The 18501-nt window shown below is 71.2% G+C and carries 17 protein-coding genes and 1 pseudogene; 8 read left to right on the plus strand and 10 right to left on the minus strand.

Features of this window, described 5'->3' with window-relative positions:
* Nucleotides 1-20 precede the first annotated feature (20 nt).
* Nucleotides 21-413, minus strand: coding sequence for an ankyrin repeat domain-containing protein (locus tag ACZ4N4_RS43090; protein WP_360496802.1), 393 nt, complete (start codon nt 411-413; stop codon nt 21-23).
* 343 nt (nt 414-756) lie between these two features.
* On the opposite strand from ACZ4N4_RS43090, the gene ACZ4N4_RS43095 reads away from it, so the two are divergent.
* Both ACZ4N4_RS43095 and ACZ4N4_RS43100 read left to right on the plus strand, forming a co-directional pair.
* Entirely contained in the window at nt 757-951 is a 195-nt protein-coding gene (locus ACZ4N4_RS43095) for a hypothetical protein (RefSeq protein WP_189268091.1), read from the plus strand.
* 40 nt (nt 952-991) lie between these two features.
* On the plus strand, nt 992-2548 hold the full coding sequence (locus tag ACZ4N4_RS43100) for an ATP-binding cassette domain-containing protein (RefSeq protein ID WP_467599551.1): 1557 nt from the start codon (nt 992-994) through the stop codon (nt 2546-2548).
* Nucleotides 2549-2690: 142 nt separating this feature from the next.
* Here ACZ4N4_RS43100 and ACZ4N4_RS43105 read toward each other — a convergent pair whose 3' ends face one another.
* On the minus strand, nt 2691-4190 hold the full coding sequence (locus ACZ4N4_RS43105) for an SCO1417 family PLP biosynthesis transcription factor (protein WP_453576561.1): 1500 nt from the start codon (nt 4188-4190) through the stop codon (nt 2691-2693).
* A gap of 64 nt (nt 4191-4254) precedes the next feature.
* Here ACZ4N4_RS43105 and yczE point away from each other — a divergent pair, with 64 nt between their 5' ends.
* The 4 genes from yczE to ACZ4N4_RS43125 all read left to right on the plus strand — a co-directional run bounded on the left by yczE (nt 4255) and on the right by ACZ4N4_RS43125 (nt 7750).
* Entirely contained in the window at nt 4255-4944 is a 690-nt protein-coding gene (yczE, locus tag ACZ4N4_RS43110; protein WP_453576560.1) for a membrane protein YczE, read from the plus strand.
* Nucleotides 4941-5708, plus strand: coding sequence for a glycerophosphodiester phosphodiesterase family protein (locus ACZ4N4_RS43115; RefSeq protein ID WP_450759212.1), 768 nt, complete (start codon nt 4941-4943; stop codon nt 5706-5708). Before yczE ends, ACZ4N4_RS43115 begins: the two co-directional genes overlap by 4 nt.
* Nucleotides 5709-5748: 40 nt before the next feature.
* Nucleotides 5749-7095: an MFS transporter gene (locus ACZ4N4_RS43120; RefSeq protein ID WP_467599554.1), complete on the plus strand. Its 1347-nt coding sequence runs from the start codon at nt 5749-5751 to the stop codon at nt 7093-7095.
* Nucleotides 7096-7375: 280 nt separating this feature from the next.
* Nucleotides 7376-7750, plus strand: coding sequence for an RNA polymerase-binding protein RbpA (locus tag ACZ4N4_RS43125; protein ID WP_010046329.1), 375 nt, complete (start codon nt 7376-7378; stop codon nt 7748-7750).
* A gap of 129 nt (nt 7751-7879) precedes the next feature.
* On the opposite strand, the gene fxsA is transcribed toward ACZ4N4_RS43125, so the two are convergent.
* The 4 genes from fxsA to ACZ4N4_RS43145 all read right to left on the minus strand — a co-directional run bounded on the left by fxsA (nt 7880) and on the right by ACZ4N4_RS43145 (nt 12161).
* On the minus strand, nt 7880-8446 hold the full coding sequence (gene fxsA, locus ACZ4N4_RS43130; RefSeq protein ID WP_467599557.1) for an FxsA family membrane protein: 567 nt from the start codon (nt 8444-8446) through the stop codon (nt 7880-7882).
* A gap of 105 nt (nt 8447-8551) precedes the next feature.
* Nucleotides 8552-9346 (minus strand): polyprenol monophosphomannose synthase, encoded by a 795-nt coding sequence (locus ACZ4N4_RS43135; protein WP_467599560.1) that lies wholly within the window; start codon nt 9344-9346, stop codon nt 8552-8554.
* 591 nt (nt 9347-9937) lie between these two features.
* Nucleotides 9938-11545: an amidohydrolase gene (locus tag ACZ4N4_RS43140; protein ID WP_467599563.1), complete on the minus strand. Its 1608-nt coding sequence runs from the start codon at nt 11543-11545 to the stop codon at nt 9938-9940.
* Between the two features lie 175 nt (nt 11546-11720).
* Nucleotides 11721-12161 carry an Lrp/AsnC family transcriptional regulator gene (locus ACZ4N4_RS43145; protein WP_450759203.1) on the minus strand — a complete coding sequence of 147 codons (441 nt, stop codon included), beginning with the start codon at nt 12159-12161 and terminating at the stop codon, nt 11721-11723.
* A 267-nt stretch (nt 12162-12428) separates the two neighbouring features.
* On the opposite strand from ACZ4N4_RS43145, the gene ACZ4N4_RS43150 reads away from it, so the two are divergent.
* Nucleotides 12429-12887, plus strand: coding sequence for a uroporphyrinogen-III synthase (locus tag ACZ4N4_RS43150; RefSeq protein WP_453576550.1), 459 nt, complete (start codon nt 12429-12431; stop codon nt 12885-12887).
* Nucleotide 12888: 1 nt separating this feature from the next.
* Here ACZ4N4_RS43150 and ACZ4N4_RS43155 read toward each other — a convergent pair whose 3' ends face one another.
* The 3 genes and pseudogenes from ACZ4N4_RS43155 to ACZ4N4_RS43165 form a co-directional block, all read right to left on the minus strand.
* Nucleotides 12889-13956: a phosphotransferase family protein gene (locus tag ACZ4N4_RS43155; RefSeq protein ID WP_467599686.1), complete on the minus strand. Its 1068-nt coding sequence runs from the start codon at nt 13954-13956 to the stop codon at nt 12889-12891.
* A gap of 87 nt (nt 13957-14043) precedes the next feature.
* Nucleotides 14044-14669 (minus strand): annotated as a pseudogene (locus tag ACZ4N4_RS43160) (Rv3169 family protein); the annotation flags it as partial.
* A gap of 332 nt (nt 14670-15001) precedes the next feature.
* Complete coding sequence (locus tag ACZ4N4_RS43165; protein WP_467599567.1) at nt 15002-16174, minus strand: acyl-CoA dehydrogenase; 1173 nt, start codon at nt 16172-16174, stop codon at nt 15002-15004.
* A gap of 330 nt (nt 16175-16504) precedes the next feature.
* Between ACZ4N4_RS43165 and ACZ4N4_RS43170 the strand changes: the two genes are divergently transcribed.
* Nucleotides 16505-17737, plus strand: coding sequence for a glycoside hydrolase family 18 protein (locus ACZ4N4_RS43170; RefSeq protein ID WP_467599570.1), 1233 nt, complete (start codon nt 16505-16507; stop codon nt 17735-17737).
* Between the two features lie 58 nt (nt 17738-17795).
* Here the strand turns inward: ACZ4N4_RS43170 and ACZ4N4_RS43175 are convergent, their stop codons facing one another.
* A complete protein-coding gene (locus ACZ4N4_RS43175) occupies nt 17796-18455 on the minus strand; it encodes a TetR/AcrR family transcriptional regulator (protein ID WP_467599572.1) in 660 nt (219 codons plus the stop codon).
* Nucleotides 18456-18501 lie beyond the last annotated feature (46 nt).

Consider the following 18501-nt stretch of genomic DNA (forward strand, 5'->3'; position numbering starts at 1 on the left):
TCGCTGGTCGGAAGGGTGGTTCAGTGGATGCCGAACAATTCGAGAAGTTCTGCCTTGCCGAACATCCGCGCGGTGTCGACGGCTGACGGAGTGCCCGCCGCGGGGTCCGCGCCGGCCTCCATGAGCGCCTTGATGACCTCTGTCTCGCCTTTGAAGACCGCTCCGGCGAGCGGGGTCTGACCTCTGTCGTTGATCCGGTCCGCCTCGGCGCCGCGGGCGAGCAGCTCGCGCACCGCGTCGGCGTGCCCGTGGTAGGCGGCGAGCATCACGAGGGAGTCGCCGCGGTCGTTGGTGAGGTTGGCCGGAACGCCCGCGTCGAGGTACGCCACGAGCGCCTCGGTCCGCCCCTGCCGGGCCAGATCGAAGATCTTGGTCGCCAGCTCCACGACCTCGGGGTCGGGGGCTTCGCTCATCGAACGGACCGCCTCTCCTGTGTGCTGCGGGGACTTCCGTGGACGGGTGGAGCGTACGGCAACGGGCGGGCCGCGCGGCCGTACGAGTGAATCGTCAGCGTACTGGCTTCAGGGTGCACATGACCGGAACCGCCCAAGGTAAAGATCACCGCAGTTCCGCCGGACGATCACCCGGACCCCACCCGGAAGGCGTCCGACCTGCCCGGCTCGGGCCAGGAATGATCCGCCGACCGAGTGAAATCTACCGGAATTCACTCATTTGCACCTTTAATCGTATGGATACCTGCTGTGATCCTGGAAGAACTCATGGTGACTGTCCCCCTTCGACACCAGGAGATCTCAAATGATCCTCTCCATCTCAGGCGTCATCGTGCTCGGCATCGTCGTCTTCCTCTTCTTCCGCAAGGACGGACTGAAGCCGTCGCACGCCACGGTCTCGGCGCTCTTCGGGTTCTACCTCGCCAGCACGGCCATCGCACCGAGCATCAAGGCAGGCGGCGAGAGCCTTGCGAGCCTGCTCGGCGGCATCAAGTTCTGACGACGCCCCTCCCGTCCCTACGCACCTTCAGGAGACAGCAGTGGCCCGGCGCCCTCTCCCCCGCATTCTGAGCAACGGCACCGCGCAGCTCGCCCGGAGCAGGGAGCTGGCCCGGACGGCCGCCGACAACGCCACCGACGTCCTCCATCCGCTCATCACCGTCACGCGCGGACTGGGCCGGCTGGCCTCGGCCGGACGGCACAGGTGGGCGGAGACACCCAAGGACAAGCGCGGCCCGCTGCTGTTCCTGGTGGCCTCGGTCGTCCTGGTCGTGGCCCTGGTGCCGTACGGACCCCTGCTCGCCGTCATCACCCTGATGGCGGCGAGCGCCTGGCACGGCCGCGACCGCACCCCACCCCCGCCGGAGGGCCCCGACGAGTCGCAGACCCAGCGGCTCCAGTCCCTGTACGAGGCCCTGGTGCCGTACTTCTCGGCCGCCGAGGACCCGGCGCCGCTGTACGCGCACGGCGGGGAGTGGGAGAAGGCCTTCCTCTCCCACGAGTTCGACGACGCCGACCGGATCGGCCAGCTGCTGATCCGCTACCCCGCGTACTTCCCGGACGGCGAGCCCGACGCCCGGGCCCGGATCGAGTACCTGCTCACCGCGAAGTCCGGGCGCGGCCGTGAGTACCACTTCGCGTGGGACGAGGAGGGCAACCGGCTCACGGTGACCGCCCTGGCCCCGCTGCCCACCGACATCGCGGCCCAGCGGTTCGTCACCGCGCCGGGCGAGACGGTCCTGGGCTTCACCGACCCCAGCGAGGTACAGCGCACGCTCCCGCTCACCTACGGCGAGGAGCAGCGGGACGTCCCGCCGGTCGTCTGGCGCACCGGCGCCCGCTCCACCGAACCCCATCTGCTGGTCATGGGCCGCCCCGGCAGCGGCACCTCGACCCTGCTGCGCTCCGTCGCCCTGCAGGCACTCCAGTACGGCGACGTCCTGATCATCGAGGGCGGCGGCACCGGCGAGTACGCGTGCCTCTCCGGCCGGGACGGGGTCCTCGCCGTGGAGTGCGGTCTCGCCGGGGCGCTGGCCAGCCTCGAATGGGCCGCCCACGAGACGGAACGGCGCCTGATCGCCCTCAACAGCGCACGGCAGGCCGGCCATCCGCCGCCGGACGACTGCCGGCGCCCGCTGTGGATCCTGCTGGACCGCCCCGGCTCCTTCGTCCACCTGGCCTCGGCGAACGGCCACCAGGACCCGCAGGCCCTGCTCCAGACCCCCCTGCGGCACGGCCGCGCGGCGAACGTCACCGTGGTGGTCGCCGAGCACCTCGACAGCACGGATGCGGTGAGCGAGGCGCTACGACAGCACACGCGCGCACGTGTCGTGCTCGGGCCGGCGCTGCCGGACGAGCTGGAGGCGGCGCTGGGGGCACCGCCGCACACGACACCGTTGGCCCACATGCCGCCGGGCCGGGGCTATGCCCGGCTGGGCCACGGTCCGGTACTGCGGCTCCAGGTGCCGGCCACGCCGGACCCGTACGACGATGCGACGAGCGACGCGGACCGGCAGGCGGTGCTGGACCTGTTGCCGCCGCGGAGTGAGCCGACGGAGGTGCCGGTACCGATGGAGGCGGCGGTCGCCGAGGGCTGAGGCAGGGGGTGGGCCGGCGCTTGCCGGGTCCCCCGCAAGGGGCGCGGGCTGTATTGGATGTACGGCTACCGCCGCATGGGCGCGACCAGCCCCCACCCACCCGCTGCCGAACTACCGCCTACGCCTACGCCTACGCCTACCCCTACGCCACAAACGTCCTCGGCGCCTCGCCCCCGCCGGAGGCACCGGCCTCCACCAACCGCGCCGCCGCGGCCAGTCGGGCCGCCGCCTCCTCCGCCACCGCTCCGCCCACGGTGAACGGAAGCCGCACATAGCCCTCGAAGGCACCGTCGACCCCGAACCGCGGCCCGGACGGCACCCGCACCCCGACCCGCTCCCCCGCCTCCGCCAGCCGCGAGCCGGACAGCCCGCCCGCCCGGACCCACAACGTCAGCCCGCCCCGCGGGACCTCGAACTCCCAGTTCGGCAGCTCCCGCCGTACCGCGGTCAGCAGGTCGTCCCGGTTCTGGCGGGCCTGGACCCGGCGCAGCTCGACCGCATGCTCCCAGCCCCCCGTGCCGAACAGCCAGTTCACCGCCAGCTGCTCCAGCACCGGCGTCCCCAGGTCGGCGTAGGCCCGCGCGGCGACCAGGCTGCGGATGACGTCCGGAGCCGCCCGCACCCATCCGATGCGCATGCCCGCCCAGAACGCCTTGCTGGCGGATCCCACGGTGACCACGGTCGAACCGGCCGGGTCGAAGCCGCAGACCGGGCGGGGCATCTCGACCCCCTCGTCCAGCCACAGCTCGCTCATCGTCTCGTCGGCGACCAGCACCGTGCCCGCCGAGCGGGCCGCGTCGACCAGCCGGCGGCGCTGGTCCTCGTCGGCGAGCGCCCCGGTGGGGTTGTGGAAGTCGGCGACGACATACGCGATCCGGGGCGCCGCCTCCCGCAGGACCTGGCGCCAGCGGTCCATGTCCCAGCCCGTGAGGCCCTCCGCCATCGCCACGGGGACCAGCCGGGCGCCGGCCTCCCGCATCAGCTGGAGGATGTTGGCGTACGAGGGCGACTCGACGGCGATGCGCTCGCCGCGGCCGCCGAAGAGATGGCAGATCGCGTCGATCGCGCCCATCGCACCGGTGGTGACCATGATCTGCTCGGGCATCGTGGGGATCCCGCGCGCGGTGTAGCGCTCCGCGATCATCGCGCGGAGGACCGGGAGCCCGGCCGGGTAGTCGCCGTGCGTATGGGCGTACGGCGGGAGTTCCTCCAGAGCGCCCTGGACCGCGCGGGTCAGCCAGGGTTCCGGTGCCGGCAGGGCGGCGCAGCCCAGGTCGATCAGCGAGCCGAGCGCCTCGGGCGGCAGTGGTTCGAGCCCGCGGGCGGGCAGCGGGTTGCCCGCCGGAACGGCGGTCCAGCTGCCGGCGCCCCGCCGGGACTCCAGGAATCCCTCCGCGCGCAGCGCCTCGTACGCCGCCGCCACGGTCGTACGGCTGACGGACAGGGCGAGGGCCAGTTCGCGTTCGGCGGGCAGCCGGGCGGCGACCGGGACGCGTCCTTCGAGGACCAGCAGGCGGATGCCGTCGGCGAGCGCGCGGTAGGCGGGCGGGCGCCGGGTGCCGGGGCCGGCCGGGCGGTCCTGCTGCGAGTTGAGCAGCCGGCCGAGCTGTGCGGCGCCCACCGCCGAGGTCCACTGCGCCATGAGAATCAGTCCACCTTCCCCGAATTGGCCATGGATGGCTTTTGCTCCCAAGCCACAGAGTGACATGAACCAGTCCACCATCACCAGCAGGGGGTACCTCTTGTCCACGCGAGGCCGGCTCGGGCGACGGCTGATCCAGCTCTATGCGGGGCTCACCCTGTACGGCGTGAGTTCCGGGCTTCTCGTCGAGGCGGGCCTCGGACTCGAGCCCTGGGGCGTGCTCCACCAGGGGCTCGCCGAGCACATCGGGCTGAGCATCGGCACGGTGTCGATCATCGTGGGCGCGGCCGTGCTGCTCCTGTGGATCCCCCTGCGCCAGCGCCCGGGCCTCGGCACGGTCTCCAACGTGTTCGTCATCGGCCTCGCCATGAACGCCACGCTCGCCGTCGTCCCCGGCGCGCACGCGTTCACCGTGCGGATTCCGCTGATGGCGGCGGGGATCGTACTCAATGGCGCGGCGACCGGGCTGTACATCGCGGCGAGCTTCGGGCCGGGTCCCCGGGACGGTCTGATGACGGGGCTGCACCGCCGTACCGGACGTTCGATCCGGCTGATCCGGACGGCGATCGAGGTCGCGGTGGTCGTCACGGGTTTCGTGCTCGGCGGGACCATCGGCGTCGGGACCCTGCTCTACGCCGTGTGCATCGGGCCCCTCGCCCAGCTGTTCCTGAAGGTGTTCGCCGTTCCGGTGGCATCCGCAGGCAGCACGGTCGTTGCCAAGGGGTCATCGGAGCAGGCCATACTTCGCCCGTGAGCACGCTGATACGCCACCCGTACCTGGACCACCCAGGCCCCATCGCCTTCGCCCACCGTGGCGGGGCCGCGGACGGCCTGGAGAACACCGTGGCGCAGTTCCGGCGCGCCGTGGAGCTCGGCTACCGGTACATCGAGACCGATGTGCACGCCACGGCGGACGGCAGGCTCGTCGCCTTCCACGACGACACCCTGGACCGGGTCACCGACGGGGCGGGCCGGATCGGCGACCTGCCGTGGGAGGACGTACGGCACGCGCGCGTGGCGGGCCGCGAGCCGCTCCCCCTCTTCGAGGAACTCCTCGAGGAATTCCCCGGCGTCCGCTGGAACGTGGACGCCAAGGCGGAGCCGGCGCTGCGTCCGCTGCTGGACCTGATCGACCGGACGGACTCCTACGACCGGGTGTGCGTCGGCTCGTTCTCGGAGGCGCGGGTGCTGCGGGCGCAGCGCATCGCCGGGCCGCGGCTGGCCACCTCGTTCGGCACCCGCGGTGTGGTCGGGCTGCGGCTGCGCTCCTGGGGGCTGCCCGCCTCGGTGCGCCGGTCGGCGGTCGCCGCGCAGGTACCCGAGTCGCAGTCGGGTGTGCCGGTCGTCGACCGCCGCTTCGTCCGCGCCGCCCACGCGCGCGGATTGCACGTCCACGTGTGGACCATCAACGAACCCGAGCGGATGCACCGGCTCCTGGACCTGGGAGTCGATGGCATCATGACCGATCACATCGACACGTTGCGTGAGGTCATGCAGGACCGCGGCGTCTGGGTCTGAGACGCGCGACGGCACTGCTGCGGGAAAGGCGAGGGCACGGGTGGGCACCGAAACCGTGCGGACGGGGGCCTCGGACGAGGTCGCCGGGCTGCGGCGCGAACAGCGCGGCTGGTACTTCTACGACTGGGCGTGTTCGGTCTACTCGACGAGCGTGCTCACCGTGTTCCTCGGCCCGTACCTCACGTCGGTCGCCGACCACGCGGCCGACGCGGACGGCTATGTGCACCCGCTCGGCATCCCGGTCCGCTCGGGCTCCTTCTTCGCCTACTCGGTCTCCCTGTCGGTGATCCTGGCGGTCGTCCTGATGCCCCTGGTGGGCAGCGTGGCCGACCGCACGGGCCGCAAGAAGCGGCTGCTCGGCGCGGCCGCGTACACCGGGGCCGTGGCGACCACGGGCATGTTCTTCCTCGACGGCGACCGCTATCTGCTCGGCGGGCTGCTGCTGATCGTGGCGAACGCGGCCCAGTCCGTCGCCCTGATGCTCTACAACTCCTATCTCCCGCAGATCGCCCCGCCCGAGGAACGCGACACGATCTCCTCCCGGGGCTGGGCCTTCGGCTACGCGGCCGGTTCCCTGGTGCTGATAGCCAACCTGGTCCTGTACTCCGCGCACGACTCCTTCGGTCTCTCGGAGACGGAGGCGGTCCGCATCTGCCTGGCCGCGGCGGGTCTGTGGTGGGGCGTCTTCACCCTCGTACCGCTACGGCGGCTGCGCGACCGGGCCGGCCGGGCGGCCGAGGCGACGGCGCCCGGGCTGCGTCAACTCAGGGCGACCGTCCGGGACATGCGCCGCCATCCGCTGACGCTCTCCTTCCTGCTGGCGTACCTCGTCTACAACGACGGCATCCAGACCGTGATCTCCCAGGCGTCCGTCTACGGCTCCGAGGAGCTCGGGCTCGGCCAGTCGACGCTCATCGGGGCCGTCCTGCTGGTCCAGGTGCTGGCGGTGGCCGGCGCCCTGACGATGGGGCGGCTCGCGAGGCGGTACGGGGCCAAGCGCACGATCCTCGGCTCGCTCGTGGCGTGGACGGTGACGCTGGCGGCCGGGTACTTCCTGCCGGCCGGGGCGCCGGTGTGGTTCTTCGTCCTCGCGGCCGGCATAGGTCTCGTCCTCGGCGGCAGCCAGGCCCTGTCCCGCTCCCTGTTCTCGCATCTCGTGCCGCCCGGCAAAGAAGCCGAGTACTTCGCGGCGTACGAGATGAGCGATCGGGGGATGAGCTGGCTGGGACCTCTGTTGTTCGGGATCACCTTCCAGCTCACCGGAAGCTACCGCTCGGCGATCATCTCGCTGGTGGTCTTCTTCGTCATCGGGTTCGCGCTGCTCGCGCGGGTTCCGGTGCGGCAGGCGATCGGTGAGGCCGGCAACCCGGTTCCGCAGAAGGTCTAGCGGAAGATCCAGCAGGAAGATTTAGCGTTCAACGCGGAAGAGCGGTAGTGTACGCGTTTGGCCTGCCAGGCGTACCGTTACTGCGCGTCAAAGATGCAGAAACGCTGGGTGACATCTGTTAGCAGATGTGACAAACCGGGCGCTGGTGGGTACAACAAGGGGCGGCTACGACGGCGACGCATGACCCGGAACGGGAATCTTTACCGCCGACCGGACGTTGACCGGATGACGACGACAGCGACACCTGTCCTGTGGGCGACAAGCCCGGGAGGCACGATTCATGAGTGAGCGAGCTCTTCGCGGTACGCGCCTCGTAGTGACCAGCTACGAGACGGACCGCGGTATCGACCTGGCCCCGCGCCAGGCCGTGGAGTACGCATGCGAGAAGGGGCACCGGTTCGAGATGCCCTTCTCGGTCGAGGCGGAGATCCCGCCGGAGTGGGAGTGCAAGGTCTGCGGGGCCCAGGCACTCCTCGTGGACGGCGACGGCCCTGAAGAGAAGAAGGCCAAGCCCGCGCGTACCCACTGGGACATGCTGATGGAGCGACGCACCCGTGAGGAACTCGAAGAGGTCCTCGAGGAGCGTCTGGCGGTTCTGCGCTCCGGCGCGATGAACATCGCGATTCATCCGAGGGACAGCCGTAAGTCTGCATAGCGACACAACAGACCGAGGGCGCCGCACGTTCACCGAACGTGCGGCGCCCTCGGTTTTGGCTCCGCGGTCTCGGCCGGGACGACCGGCGCCTCGACCGCGTGAGCGCGTCAGCGTCAGCGCGTCACCGCGTCACCGCGTCAGCGGCGGCCGCTCCCCCGTCGGCTCGTCGCCCGGCCCCGGACCGTCGTTCCGGACGATCACCTCGCCCTGGACCACCTTGCCGTCGGGACGGCGGATGCGGGCCTGCTGGAAGGCGTCACCCAGGGTGCCGGGAGCGGACGCGCGGAGCTTTCGGTCGAGGGTGCGTTCGGTGAGGCGGGAGACCGCCTTCTGGACCGGCGGCAGCAGGAGCAGCAGGCCGAGGGCGTCGGAGACCAGGCCGGGGATCATGAGGAGCAGGCCGCCCAGCATCATCAGGCCGTTGCCACCGCCGCGCTCGGGTGAGCCGCCGCGCCGGATCGCCTCGTTGAGGTTCTGGAAGGCACGGCGCCCGGCTCGCTTGATGACCACGGCGCCGGCGACGAAGCCCGCCACCAGCAGCAGGAACACGGTCACACCGCCCGCCGCGCCCGCGACCACCGTCAGCAGCCAGATCTCCAGCACCAGCCACGCGGCGAGACCCAGCGGCAGATATCTGCCGAGCCGGGAACGCCGGGGCCGGGTGGTCTGCGGAGGGATCTGCGCGCCAGTCGTCATGCTCCCAGTGTGCCTGGGCCCGGCTCAGTGCGGGATAAGGGGATGATCAACCGGAACCGTGCGGTTTCCGGGCCCCCGCCGTGGCAGCGACGCCCGCTGTACCGGCTAGGACCGCCTGCCCTTACCGGTGATCTTGCCCAGCCGCTCGGTGACACCCCACGACGTGACCCGCCACAGGGCCTCCACCATGATGTCGCGGCTCATCTTGGAGTCGCCCAACTCCCGCTCGACGAAGGTGATGGGCACCTCGACGACATGGAAGCCGGCTTTGATCGCCCGGCGGGCCAGGTCGACCTGGAAGCAGTAGCCCTGCGACGCGACCTGGTCGAGCCCCAGGCCCTCCAGGGTCTCGCGGCGGAAGGCGCGATAGCCGCCGGTGATGTCCCGCAGCGGGAGGTCGAGCGCGAGGCGGGAGTAGAGAGAACCGCCCCGGGAGATGAACTCCCGGGACTTGGGCCAGTTCACCACCCGGCCGCCGGGCACCCAGCGGGAGCCGAGCACCAGGTCGGCGCTCTTCAGCGCGGTCAGCAGGCGGGGCAGCTCCTCCGGCTGGTGGGAACCGTCGGCGTCCATCTCGATGAGCACGCCGTAGCCGTGGTCCATGCCCCAGCGGAAGCCCGCGAGATAGGCGGCCCCCAGGCCTTCCTTGCCCTTGCGGTGCAGCACCTGGACATGGGCGTCCTCGGCGGCCAGTTCGTCGGCGAGCTTGCCGGTGCCGTCGGGGCTGTTGTCGTCCGCCACCAGGACGTGCGCCTCGGGGACGGCCTGGCGTACCCGGCCGACGATGGACTTGATGTTCTCCGCCTCGTTGTACGTGGGGATGATCACCAAGGCCGTGCCGAGCGGGCCGAACCGCCTCTCCTGGGCCTGTGCCGCGAGGGTCCCGTCGCCGTCGTTCACTGCTGCCCCTTCATGTCGTACGCAGAGGACCACCATAGTGGCCACGGCCTGCACTGACGTGACAGCTCGTTCGTGTGGTGGTGTCGATTCCGAAAGAACGGGGTAAGGATGCCCGTTTCGGGCGCCATTCATCCGTGATTTCGCCAGCCCGTTCGACTACGGATGGGGGCCCGGCGCCCTTCGGGCCGACCTGGGACCCGCTGGCTGCGGGTCGACCGAAAGCCGTTGTCTACTGAGCGTCCGGGCCCCACCCGGGTCACACCTCCCGACCGGCCGGAACGAACGTTCCTCGTCGGCGCGGGCGCTGAGCCTGGCTCCCAGTGACGCTGCCCCGGTGCGGGGCCCCGTCCCTGACCCAGCGGCGCTGCGACGAGTGCGCGAACTGCTCCCCGGTCGGGCGTCCGGTGGTGGACTCGGCCGAACCTACCGGCCCGCTGCCGCTGGCTGTCAACAGCCGTTTGACCTGCGCAAACGGCATCAAACCCCTGGTCAGCGCGGAGGATGCGCAGGTCGCGCGACGGAGCGGCGGCCGTCGATCACGGCCGCGCCACCCCGGGAGATCACTCGCCCGGCCGTACGAATGCGGCCGGGTCACTCGCCCGGTCGTACGAACACCGTCCGGCCGCCCACCACGGTGCGCAGACAGACCGGCAGCGCGCGGCCGGGGGTCAGGTCGGGCAGGCCGGGGGTGCCGGAGCGCGGGTCGGTGGACCACCGGGCGACCCGGTCGTCCGGGGCCTGCACCACCAGTTCCTCGGTGCGCCAGACCGCGTAGTCGGCGGGCGCGCCCGGCACCAGGACGCCCGCGTCGTCCCGGCCGATCGCCCGCCAGCCGCCCCGCGTGTGCGCGGTGAACGCGGCGCGTACGGAGACCCGGTGCTCCGGCGTGTGATGGAAGGCGGCGGCTCGGACGGTCCCCCAGGGGTCGAGCGGGGTGACCGGGCTGTCGGACCCGAACGCGAGCGGGACCCCGGCCTTGAGGAGCGCCGCGTAGGGGTTGAGGGTGCGGGCCCGCTCGGCGCCGAGCCGCTGGGCGTACATGCCGTCGGCGCCGCCCCAGAGCGCGTCGAAGGCGGGTTGCACGGAGGCGATCAGACCGAACTCGGCGAAGGCGGCGATGTGCTCGGCGGTGAGCATCTCGGCGTGCTCGACGCGGTGCCGGGCGGCGCGGACGCGGGCCGGGCCGACCTTCTCGGCGGCGGCGCGCACGCCCTCCACCACGGCGCTCACGGCGGCGTCCCCGATGGCGTGGAAGCCCGCCTGGAGACCCGCCTCGGTGCAGGCGGTGACATGGGCGGCGACGGCGGCCGCGTCCAGGTAGGCGGCTCCGCTGGTGTGGCCTGCGTCGCTGTAGGGCTCGTGCAGGCAGGCGGTGTGCGAGCCGAGGGCCCCGTCGACGAAGAGGTCTCCGGCGGCACCGAGCGCGCCCAGTTCGCGTGCCTTGTCGACATCCTCCTCGGCCCAGTAGCCGACGACCCGGGGTCCGGGTGCCTCGGCGGCGAGTCGCAGGAGGCCGGTGAAGTCGTCCTCGGAGGAGATCTTCGGCCCGCCGCACTCGTGGAGGGTGCCGATGCCGAGGGAGGCCGCGTGCGCGAGGGCGGTGCGCTGGGCCTCGGCACGCTGTGCGGGCGTCACGGCCGCGAACGCGGCGGCGCGTACGGCGTGGTGGGCGTCGCTGACGAGCGGGGCGTCCTCGCGGGAGACCGCACCGGGGACCAGGTCCAGCAGGGCCGTGCTGACGACCGCCGAGTGGACGTCGATCCGGGACAGGTAGAGCGGGCGTCCACCGGTGGCCGCGTCCAGCTCGGCGCGGGTCGGCGGGCGGCCGTCGGACCAGCGGGAGGCGTCCCAGCCGTGCCCGAGCAGGACCCGGTCGTCCGGGCGGCCGGCGGCGAAGTCCCGTACCAGCGCGAGCGCCGCGTCCAGGGAACCGGCCCCGGACAGGTCGAGCCCGGTCAGGGCGAGACCCGTCGAGGTGGTGTGGACATGGGCGTCGGTGAAGGCGGGGGTGACCAGAGCCCCGTCCAGGTCCACGACCTCGTCGACCCCGTCCGCGAAGGCGTCGGCGGCCCCTTCGGACCCGACCCAGGCGACCTGTCCACGCTCCACGACCATCGCGGTCGCGAACGGATCGGCGGGACTGTGCACCTCGCCTCGGCGCAGGAGGACGGTCTTGGGCTCGGGGGCGTGCTCATTCATGGGGACCAGTCTCCCGCCTCACCGCGATCACTTTGAACGAGGGGCGCCCCAAGACGTCCAAAGGGGCGCGGGGCGGTATCCGATGTGCGGCTCCGCCGCGTGGGCGGGGCGGAGCCGCAAATAACCCGCAGCCGACACAGCACCGACAGCCCCCACGGCGCACCGTCCGCTGCGCTCAGATCCGCGGCGGCCGCGCCTCGTACGGCGTGGACAGCACCACCGTCGTCCGCGTCGACACCCCCGCCAGGCCGCGCAGCCTGGCCAGCAGCTCCTCCAGCTCGTGCGGGGTCGCCACCCGCACCTTGAGGATGTAGTTCTCGTCCCCGGCCACGCTGTGGCACGCCTCGATCTCGGGGACGCCGGCCAGCCGGTCCGCGATGTCGTCGGGGGCACTGGGATCGAACGGTTTCACCGAGATGAACGCCGTCATGGGCAGCCCGATGGCCTCCGGGTCGACGACCGCGGCATAGCCGCGGATGACGCCGCGCTGTTCCAGCCGGCGCACCCGCTGGTGCACGGCCGACGTGGAAAGGCCCGTGGCCTTGCCCAGGTCGGTGTAGCTCATCCGCCCGTCCTTGACGAGCAGCTGCACGATTTGACGGTCCAGCTCCTCCATGGCGCAAAAACTACAGTGCGCCTGATCTCCCGGGATACCTCGGCGCCCCAGGTCATGGCCGGTTCGTGATGTCACGGAGAGCAGGTTGTGAGCCTGCTGAGGGACAAATCCACCGCACCGGGCACCTGCGGGCGGCATGTGACGAACACCACAGCTCCCGAACAGGCCTCGTGAAGTTCTCGTGATTACGGCCAAGACCGGACGGGAAGTGCTTGCTGTGGTCGAGGCCGCAGCGCCGTCACGGCCCAGCCCGAGGGGGAGTTACCCATGCAGAGTCTCAAGCGCCCTGGTCGTACCACGTCCAAGCGCCCGCAACTGGTCGTCGAGCCCGAGCCGGAGGGCGTCGAACCCGACCTCTACGAGGCCGAGGAACTGGACGCGTACGACACCTTCGAGATGTACCGGGTGGTCTGCCCGGACTGTGCGCAGCCGATCGCCCTGCTGGCGGACGAGGAGTTCCTGCCGGAGCACGCGCTGTGCGCCTCGCCGTGGAACCCGTTCGGTCTCACGGTCTGTGCCGGCACGGGCCGTGCGGCGGCCGAGGCCCCGTCCGCGGACGAGTCGGTCGAGCCGCAGGAGCAGGACACCGCCCTCCTGCTCACCCTCCCGCAGGGTCTGGACTGGCGGACGCAGCCCTTCTCGCACGTCGGCGGCCCGGGCTCGCGCCCGATGCGCGTACCGGCGATGCGCCTCGGCGGCAGTGCCCTCGGCCGTCAGGCCGCCTGAGTCACCGCACCGCATCCCAGTAGCTGCCCTGCACCATGGCGCGCAGACTGCCGTGGTGCAGGATCAGTGTGTCCGGATCCGCCGGGACGGCGACCTCACCGAAGTACACCTGCCGATAGGCGATGCGCAGCATGACGATCGCGTGCCGCAGGGCGGCGTACCGGGTGTAGAAGTCCATGTCGCGCGGGGTGTGGCCGGTCAGCCGGGCGTAGCGGGCCTCGACGTGGTCGCGGCGCAGGAACCCGGGCAGTCCCGGCTGTCCGGAGGCGGCCGTGAGGTCCTGGAAGAAGCGGTGCAGATAGACGGTCCAGCCGAGGTCCACCTCGCGCGGGGCCGGTGCCGCCATCTCCCAGTCCAGGACTGCGACGGGGTCGAAGCCGTCGTAGACGACGTTCCCGATACGCGCGTCGCCCCAGTTGAGGACCGGTGTCCCGGGCTCGTCCGACCACAGGTCCGCAAGCCGGTCGAACGCGGCCTCGATCAGGGGTGAACGGGCGAGTCCGTCCACCACCCAGTCGTAGTAGGCGCGTTGGGAATCGACATGCCGGTGCAGGGCGTCGCCGTTCCCGGGGAGGGCGAGGAACTCCGCCTCGTTGAGGGGTACCTGGTCGTGCAGTCGGGCCAACAGCCCCACGGACGCCGCTTCGAGTCGTTCGCGATCGGTATCGCTCGCCGAGTGCAGCCAATTCCCCTCGTACGTATAGGGCATGACGTCGGGTGGGACACGGCCCTCGGCCCGTTCCATGACGAAGAAGGGCGCGCCCAGCGGTCCGGGGTCCTCCTCCAGCCACAGGACGCGGGGCACCGGCACATCCGTGTGTTCGGCGACCAGCCGCATGGTGCGGTACTGGCGGGTGAGGTCGTACGAGGGGAAGACCGCGTATGCCGCGGGGTCGGCCGCCAGTCTCAACGCGCAGCCGCGCAGCGGCGGGTGCGGGTGCTCGATCTCGAACAGCAGGGTCTCGCTGGACATGCCATTGGAGGCGGGGACGGTGACGCCGACGGCCTTGGCGCCGGGGAGCCGGGCGTCCAGCCAGGCGGTCAACCGGCGGGTGAGGTACTGGGGGATGGGGGTCCCCCCGCGCGAGCGAAGCCGAGCGTGGGGGGAGTGTCGTGGTGCGCGGGCGCGGTTTCGTCGTCATCCCGGACTCCTCCTTCAGGGCGCCACCGAGTCGGAGCCGGTGAAGCCGCTCGGATCGTGTCTGCCGAGCGAGCCGTGCTCGAAGATGCCGTGGCCGACCCGGCCGTCCAGCCGGAAGCGGGCGGAGTGGTCGGTGACGCCGTAGGCCGCGCGGGGGTGCGGTGCGGTCATGTCGTAGGTACGGCGGTCCGTCCAGCCGCGGCCCTGCCAGGTGCCGTGCTGCCAGTCGTCCGCCGGCGGGTAGCCGGCGCCGATCGCGAGCGGCGAGGAGGCGAGGATCTCCACCTCCAGTTCCTGGGGTCCCCGCGCGTCGCCGAGGTGGACGACGGCGTGCTCCGGGTGGCGGGTGCCGGAGCGGTAGCCGATCTCGGCCCGTGGCCAGCCGAGTTGGCGGTCGCGGTGGCCGGCCGGACCAGCGTGGCGTCGTTCAGGGTGCGGTAGCCGTCGGCGTCCTCCTGGATGATGACCATCAGGAAGCGGTCCTCGAAGCGGACCGGGCACCAGATCCAGTGGAAGCCTTCGGTCGGGTTCTCCTGGGCGAGCCGCCCGCCCTCCTCCCCCGGCATCGGGCGGACGCCCCAGCTGCGGTCCCGGGTGCCGGTCCAGCCGGCCGGGTCGACGCGGAACTCCTCCCCGGGGGCTGGAGACGGTCCGGCTGACGGTACGTCAGAAAACAGGCGGAGGCCAGATCCGGGAGTGGACGTCCACGAACTCACGCACGATTCGGGGTATCGGTGACCAGGACGGCCGCCCCCGCGTTGGCCGGGCATGACGACCACCTACACCGCCCTCGGCCGTCAGCGCCGTATCTTCGTGCCCCCGCCCGCGGCATCGGCTCCGCCTCCCGCGCCGCAGGATCCGCCCATCTACCGCGATCTGATGCGGACCTGGGCCGACCGGGGCCGCACCCTGCCGGGCCGCCATGACCCGGAGTGGGTCAGGCTGGCGGCCCCGACGGTCTCCCGCGGGCAGTTCAGCGACTTTCCGGTCCCGCCACGTGACGGGCGATGACCATCCGCTGGATCTGGTTGGTGCCCTCGACGATCTGCAGGACCTTGGCCTCGCGCATATAGCGCTCGACCGGGAAGTCGGCGGTGTAGCCGTAGCCGCCGAGGATCTGGACGGCGTCGGTGGTCACCTTCATCGCGGTGTCGGTGCAGTGCAGCTTCGCCATCGCGGCCTGCTTGGCGAACGGCCGGCCCGCGTCCCGCAGCCGGGCCGCCGCCAGGTACAGAGCGCGGCCGGCCTCGATCTGGGTGGCCATGTCGGCGATCATGAACCGCAGGCCCTGGAAGTCGGAGATGGGGTGCCCGAACTGCCGCCGCCCGGTGGCGTAGGCGACCGCCTCGTCCAGGGCCGCCTGGGCGAGGCCGATGGCACAGGCGGCGATGCCGAGCCGGCCGGAGTCCAGTGCGGACAGCGCGATGGCGAAGCCCTGGCCCTCCTCGCCGAGCCGCCGCTCGTCCGGGACCCGGACGTCGTCGAAGTGGACCTGGGCGGTGGGCGAGCCCTTCATGCCCATCTTCTTCTCCGGAACGGCGCCGCTCAGGCCCTCGGCGTCACCGGGGACCAGGAAGGCGGTGATCCCGTGCGAGCCCTCCCCGCCGGTGCGGGCCATGACCGTGTAGAAGTCGGCGATGCCGCCGTGCGTGATCCAGGCCTTGGTGCCGTTGATCACCCAGTCGTCGCCGTCTTTGACCGCCTTCGTGCGCAGGGAGGCGGCGTCGGAGCCGGAGGCCGGCTCGGACAGGCAGTAGGCGCCGAGCAGGCCGCCGCCGAGTATCGCTGACAGGTGCTCGACCTGCTGCTGCTTGGTGCCGTAGGCGGCGAGCGCATAGCTCGCGAGGGTGTGCACGCTGACGCCGAGGCCGACGGTGAGACGGGCCCTGGCCAGCTCCTCCAGGACCTGGAGGTACACCTCGTAGGGCTGGTCGCCGCCGCCGTACTCGACGTCGTAGGGCAGGCCGAGCAGGCCTGACTCGGAGAGCAGCGTGAAGACCTCGCGCGGGAAGCGTCCGGCGTCCTCCTCCTCGGCCGCCCGGGGCGCGATCTCACGCTGTGCGATCTCCCGGACGAGCGAGATCAGGTCCCTCGCTTCTTCCGTGGGCAGCTGACGCTCCACCGGCTGCGGGTCGCGGTCGGACATGGCGTCGGTCTCCTCCCTGTCGGGCACCAGCGGTCACGGCCCGTCGGGTAGGGGCGGCTCCGCCTGTCGTTCAAGTGCGGCCGCGGTCGGCGTTCCGGGTCACGGAAGCTGCTGACCAGCGGCTGCGCAGTGAGTATGCCCGATCGGGGACCTTCCGTCACCAGTTAACGACCGCTTACTTCTCGAATTCCAGGACAACATTCGGCCGCCCCGAAATTGGTCCGAACCATTGACCCGACTGGTCTAGTCCTCCTAAGGTTCATGACCAACGCTTTACCGCGTTCATGCCAATCGGCGCGCGTTCCCCTCTCCCCCAGGAGGAGACACCCGATGCACACCCCTCACCGCTCCCGGTTCCGGGCGCTGCTCTCCGCGGTCTGTTGTGCCGTCCTCGGCGCCGGGCTGCTGGCCGGCGCGGGCACCGCGTCCGCGGCCGCCCCGTCCGCTCCCCAGGTGCAGGCCGGTTCGAAGGTCGTCGGCTACTTCACGGAATGGGGCATCTACGACCGCAAGTACCTGGTCAAGAACGTCGAGACCTCGGGCTCCGCCGCGAAGCTCACCCACATCAACTACGCCTTCGGCAACGTCACCGGCGGCAAGTGCGCGATGGGCGACTCGTACGCCGCGACCGACCGCGCCTACACCGCCGCCGAGTCGGTGGACGGGGTCGCGGACACCTGGGACCAGCCACTGCGCGGCAACTTCAATCAGCTGCTGAAGCTGAAGAAGAAGCACCCGAACCTGAAGATCCTCTGGTCCTTCGGCGGCTGGACCTGGTCGAGCGGCTTCGGCGAGGCCGCAAGGAACCCGGCCGCCTTCGCCCAGTCCTGCTACGACCTGGTGAAGAACTCCAAGTGGGCGGGTGTCTTCGACGGCATCGACATCGACTGGGAGTACCCGAACGCCTGCGGCAACACCTGTGACACCAGCGGCCGGGACGCGTTCAAGAACCTGATGGCGGCGCTGCGCTCGAAGTTCGGGAGCAGCGCCCTGGTCACCGCCGCGATCACCGCAGACGCGACCAGCGGCGGCAAGATCGACGCGGCGAACTACGCCGGCGCGGCGCAGTACGTCGACTGGTACAACCCGATGACGTACGACTACTTCGGCGCCTGGGACGCGACCGGGCCGACGGCCCCGCACTCGCCGCTGAACTCCTACTCCGGCATCCCGAAGGCGGACTTCTCCACCTCGGCGACGATCGCCAAGCTGAAGGGCCTCGGCATCCCGGCGTCCAAGCTGCTGCTCGGCATCGGCTTCTACGGCCGCGGCTGGACCGGGGTGACCCAGGCGGCGCCCGGCGGCACGGCGAGCGGCCCGGCGGCGGGGACCTACGAGCAGGGCATCGAGGACTACAAGGTGCTCAGGACCAAGTGCCCGGCGACCGGCACGGTGGGCGGCACGGCGTACGCCAAGTGCGGCAGCAACTGGTGGAGTTACGACACCCCGGCGACCATCGGGACCAAGATGACGTACAAGAACCAGCAGGGCCTGGGCGGCACCTTCCTCTGGGAGCTGAGCGGCGACACCGCAGGCGGTGAGCTGATCAAGGCCGTCAACTGACCCCCGTCACGGGGGGCTTGGGGCGGGGGTTCCACGAGACCTCCGCCCCTTGTACGTGTCAGGCGTCCCGGCGGGCCGGGGCCGGTGCGGGGTAGGCGGGGTCCAGTTCCTCGATGGCGCGCATGGTGCCGCCGAGCGTCTTGACCAGCAGTTCGCACATGGTGTCGCGGGAGAGTTCGGGGTGCTCGATCCAGCTGAGGGTCGCGCCCTCCACGCTGCACAGCCAGGAGAGCAGGCCCATCCTGGCGAGCGGGGCGATGTCGCTTCGGCCGTAGGCGCCTTCGGCGATGGTCCCGACCATCGCCTCGCGCACCCCGTCGCGGATGGAGTGCACCTCGGCGTCGAATCCGACGCCGCCGCTGACGATCGTGCGGTACGCGGCCTGGTGGTATTCGGCATAGCGCAGATAGCTGTCGATGGTGCGGTGGACGCGGTCCACCTGGGGCAGCTCCACGCCGCTCCCGGCATAGGTGACCAGGTCGGCGACCGAGTCCTGGATGATCGCCAGGTAGTAGCCCCGCTTGGACTGGAAGTAGTAGTAGATCAGCCCTTTGGCGACATGCGCCTGCCTGGCGATGTCGTCCATGGAGAGCGCGTCGTACGAGGTGTCGGCGAACAACTTCCGCCCGATGGCGATGAGTTCGGCACGACGGGCCACGGAGCGCTCGGTGCCGCGCGCCCGGGGACGGGCGGTGGCACGCTGTTGACTAATATTCAATTTAGACCCTGGTCTCAGCAGGCTGCGGGACATCCGCAGTATGCCA

It is taken from the genome of Streptomyces sp. NPDC026538 (assembly GCF_055567535.1).

Coding starts and splice junctions, on each gene's coding strand:
- ACZ4N4_RS43125 (WP_010046329.1), top strand. CDS start 7,376: ATGAGTGAGCGAGCTCTTCGCGGTACGCGCCTCGTAGTGACCAGCTAC.
- ACZ4N4_RS43105 (WP_453576561.1), bottom strand. CDS start 4,190: ATGGCGCAGTGGACCTCGGCGGTGGGCGCCGCACAGCTCGGCCGGCTG.
- ACZ4N4_RS43140 (WP_467599563.1), bottom strand. CDS start 11,545: ATGAATGAGCACGCCCCCGAGCCCAAGACCGTCCTCCTGCGCCGAGGC.
- yczE (WP_453576560.1), top strand. CDS start 4,255: ATGAACCAGTCCACCATCACCAGCAGGGGGTACCTCTTGTCCACGCGA.
- ACZ4N4_RS43090 (WP_360496802.1), bottom strand. CDS start 413: ATGAGCGAAGCCCCCGACCCCGAGGTCGTGGAGCTGGCGACCAAGATC.
- ACZ4N4_RS43170 (WP_467599570.1), top strand. CDS start 16,505: ATGCACACCCCTCACCGCTCCCGGTTCCGGGCGCTGCTCTCCGCGGTC.
- ACZ4N4_RS43165 (WP_467599567.1), bottom strand. CDS start 16,174: ATGTCCGACCGCGACCCGCAGCCGGTGGAGCGTCAGCTGCCCACGGAA.
- ACZ4N4_RS43150 (WP_453576550.1), top strand. CDS start 12,429: ATGCAGAGTCTCAAGCGCCCTGGTCGTACCACGTCCAAGCGCCCGCAA.
- ACZ4N4_RS43095 (WP_189268091.1), top strand. CDS start 757: ATGATCCTCTCCATCTCAGGCGTCATCGTGCTCGGCATCGTCGTCTTC.
- fxsA (WP_467599557.1), bottom strand. CDS start 8,446: ATGACGACTGGCGCGCAGATCCCTCCGCAGACCACCCGGCCCCGGCGT.
- ACZ4N4_RS43145 (WP_450759203.1), bottom strand. CDS start 12,161: ATGGAGGAGCTGGACCGTCAAATCGTGCAGCTGCTCGTCAAGGACGGG.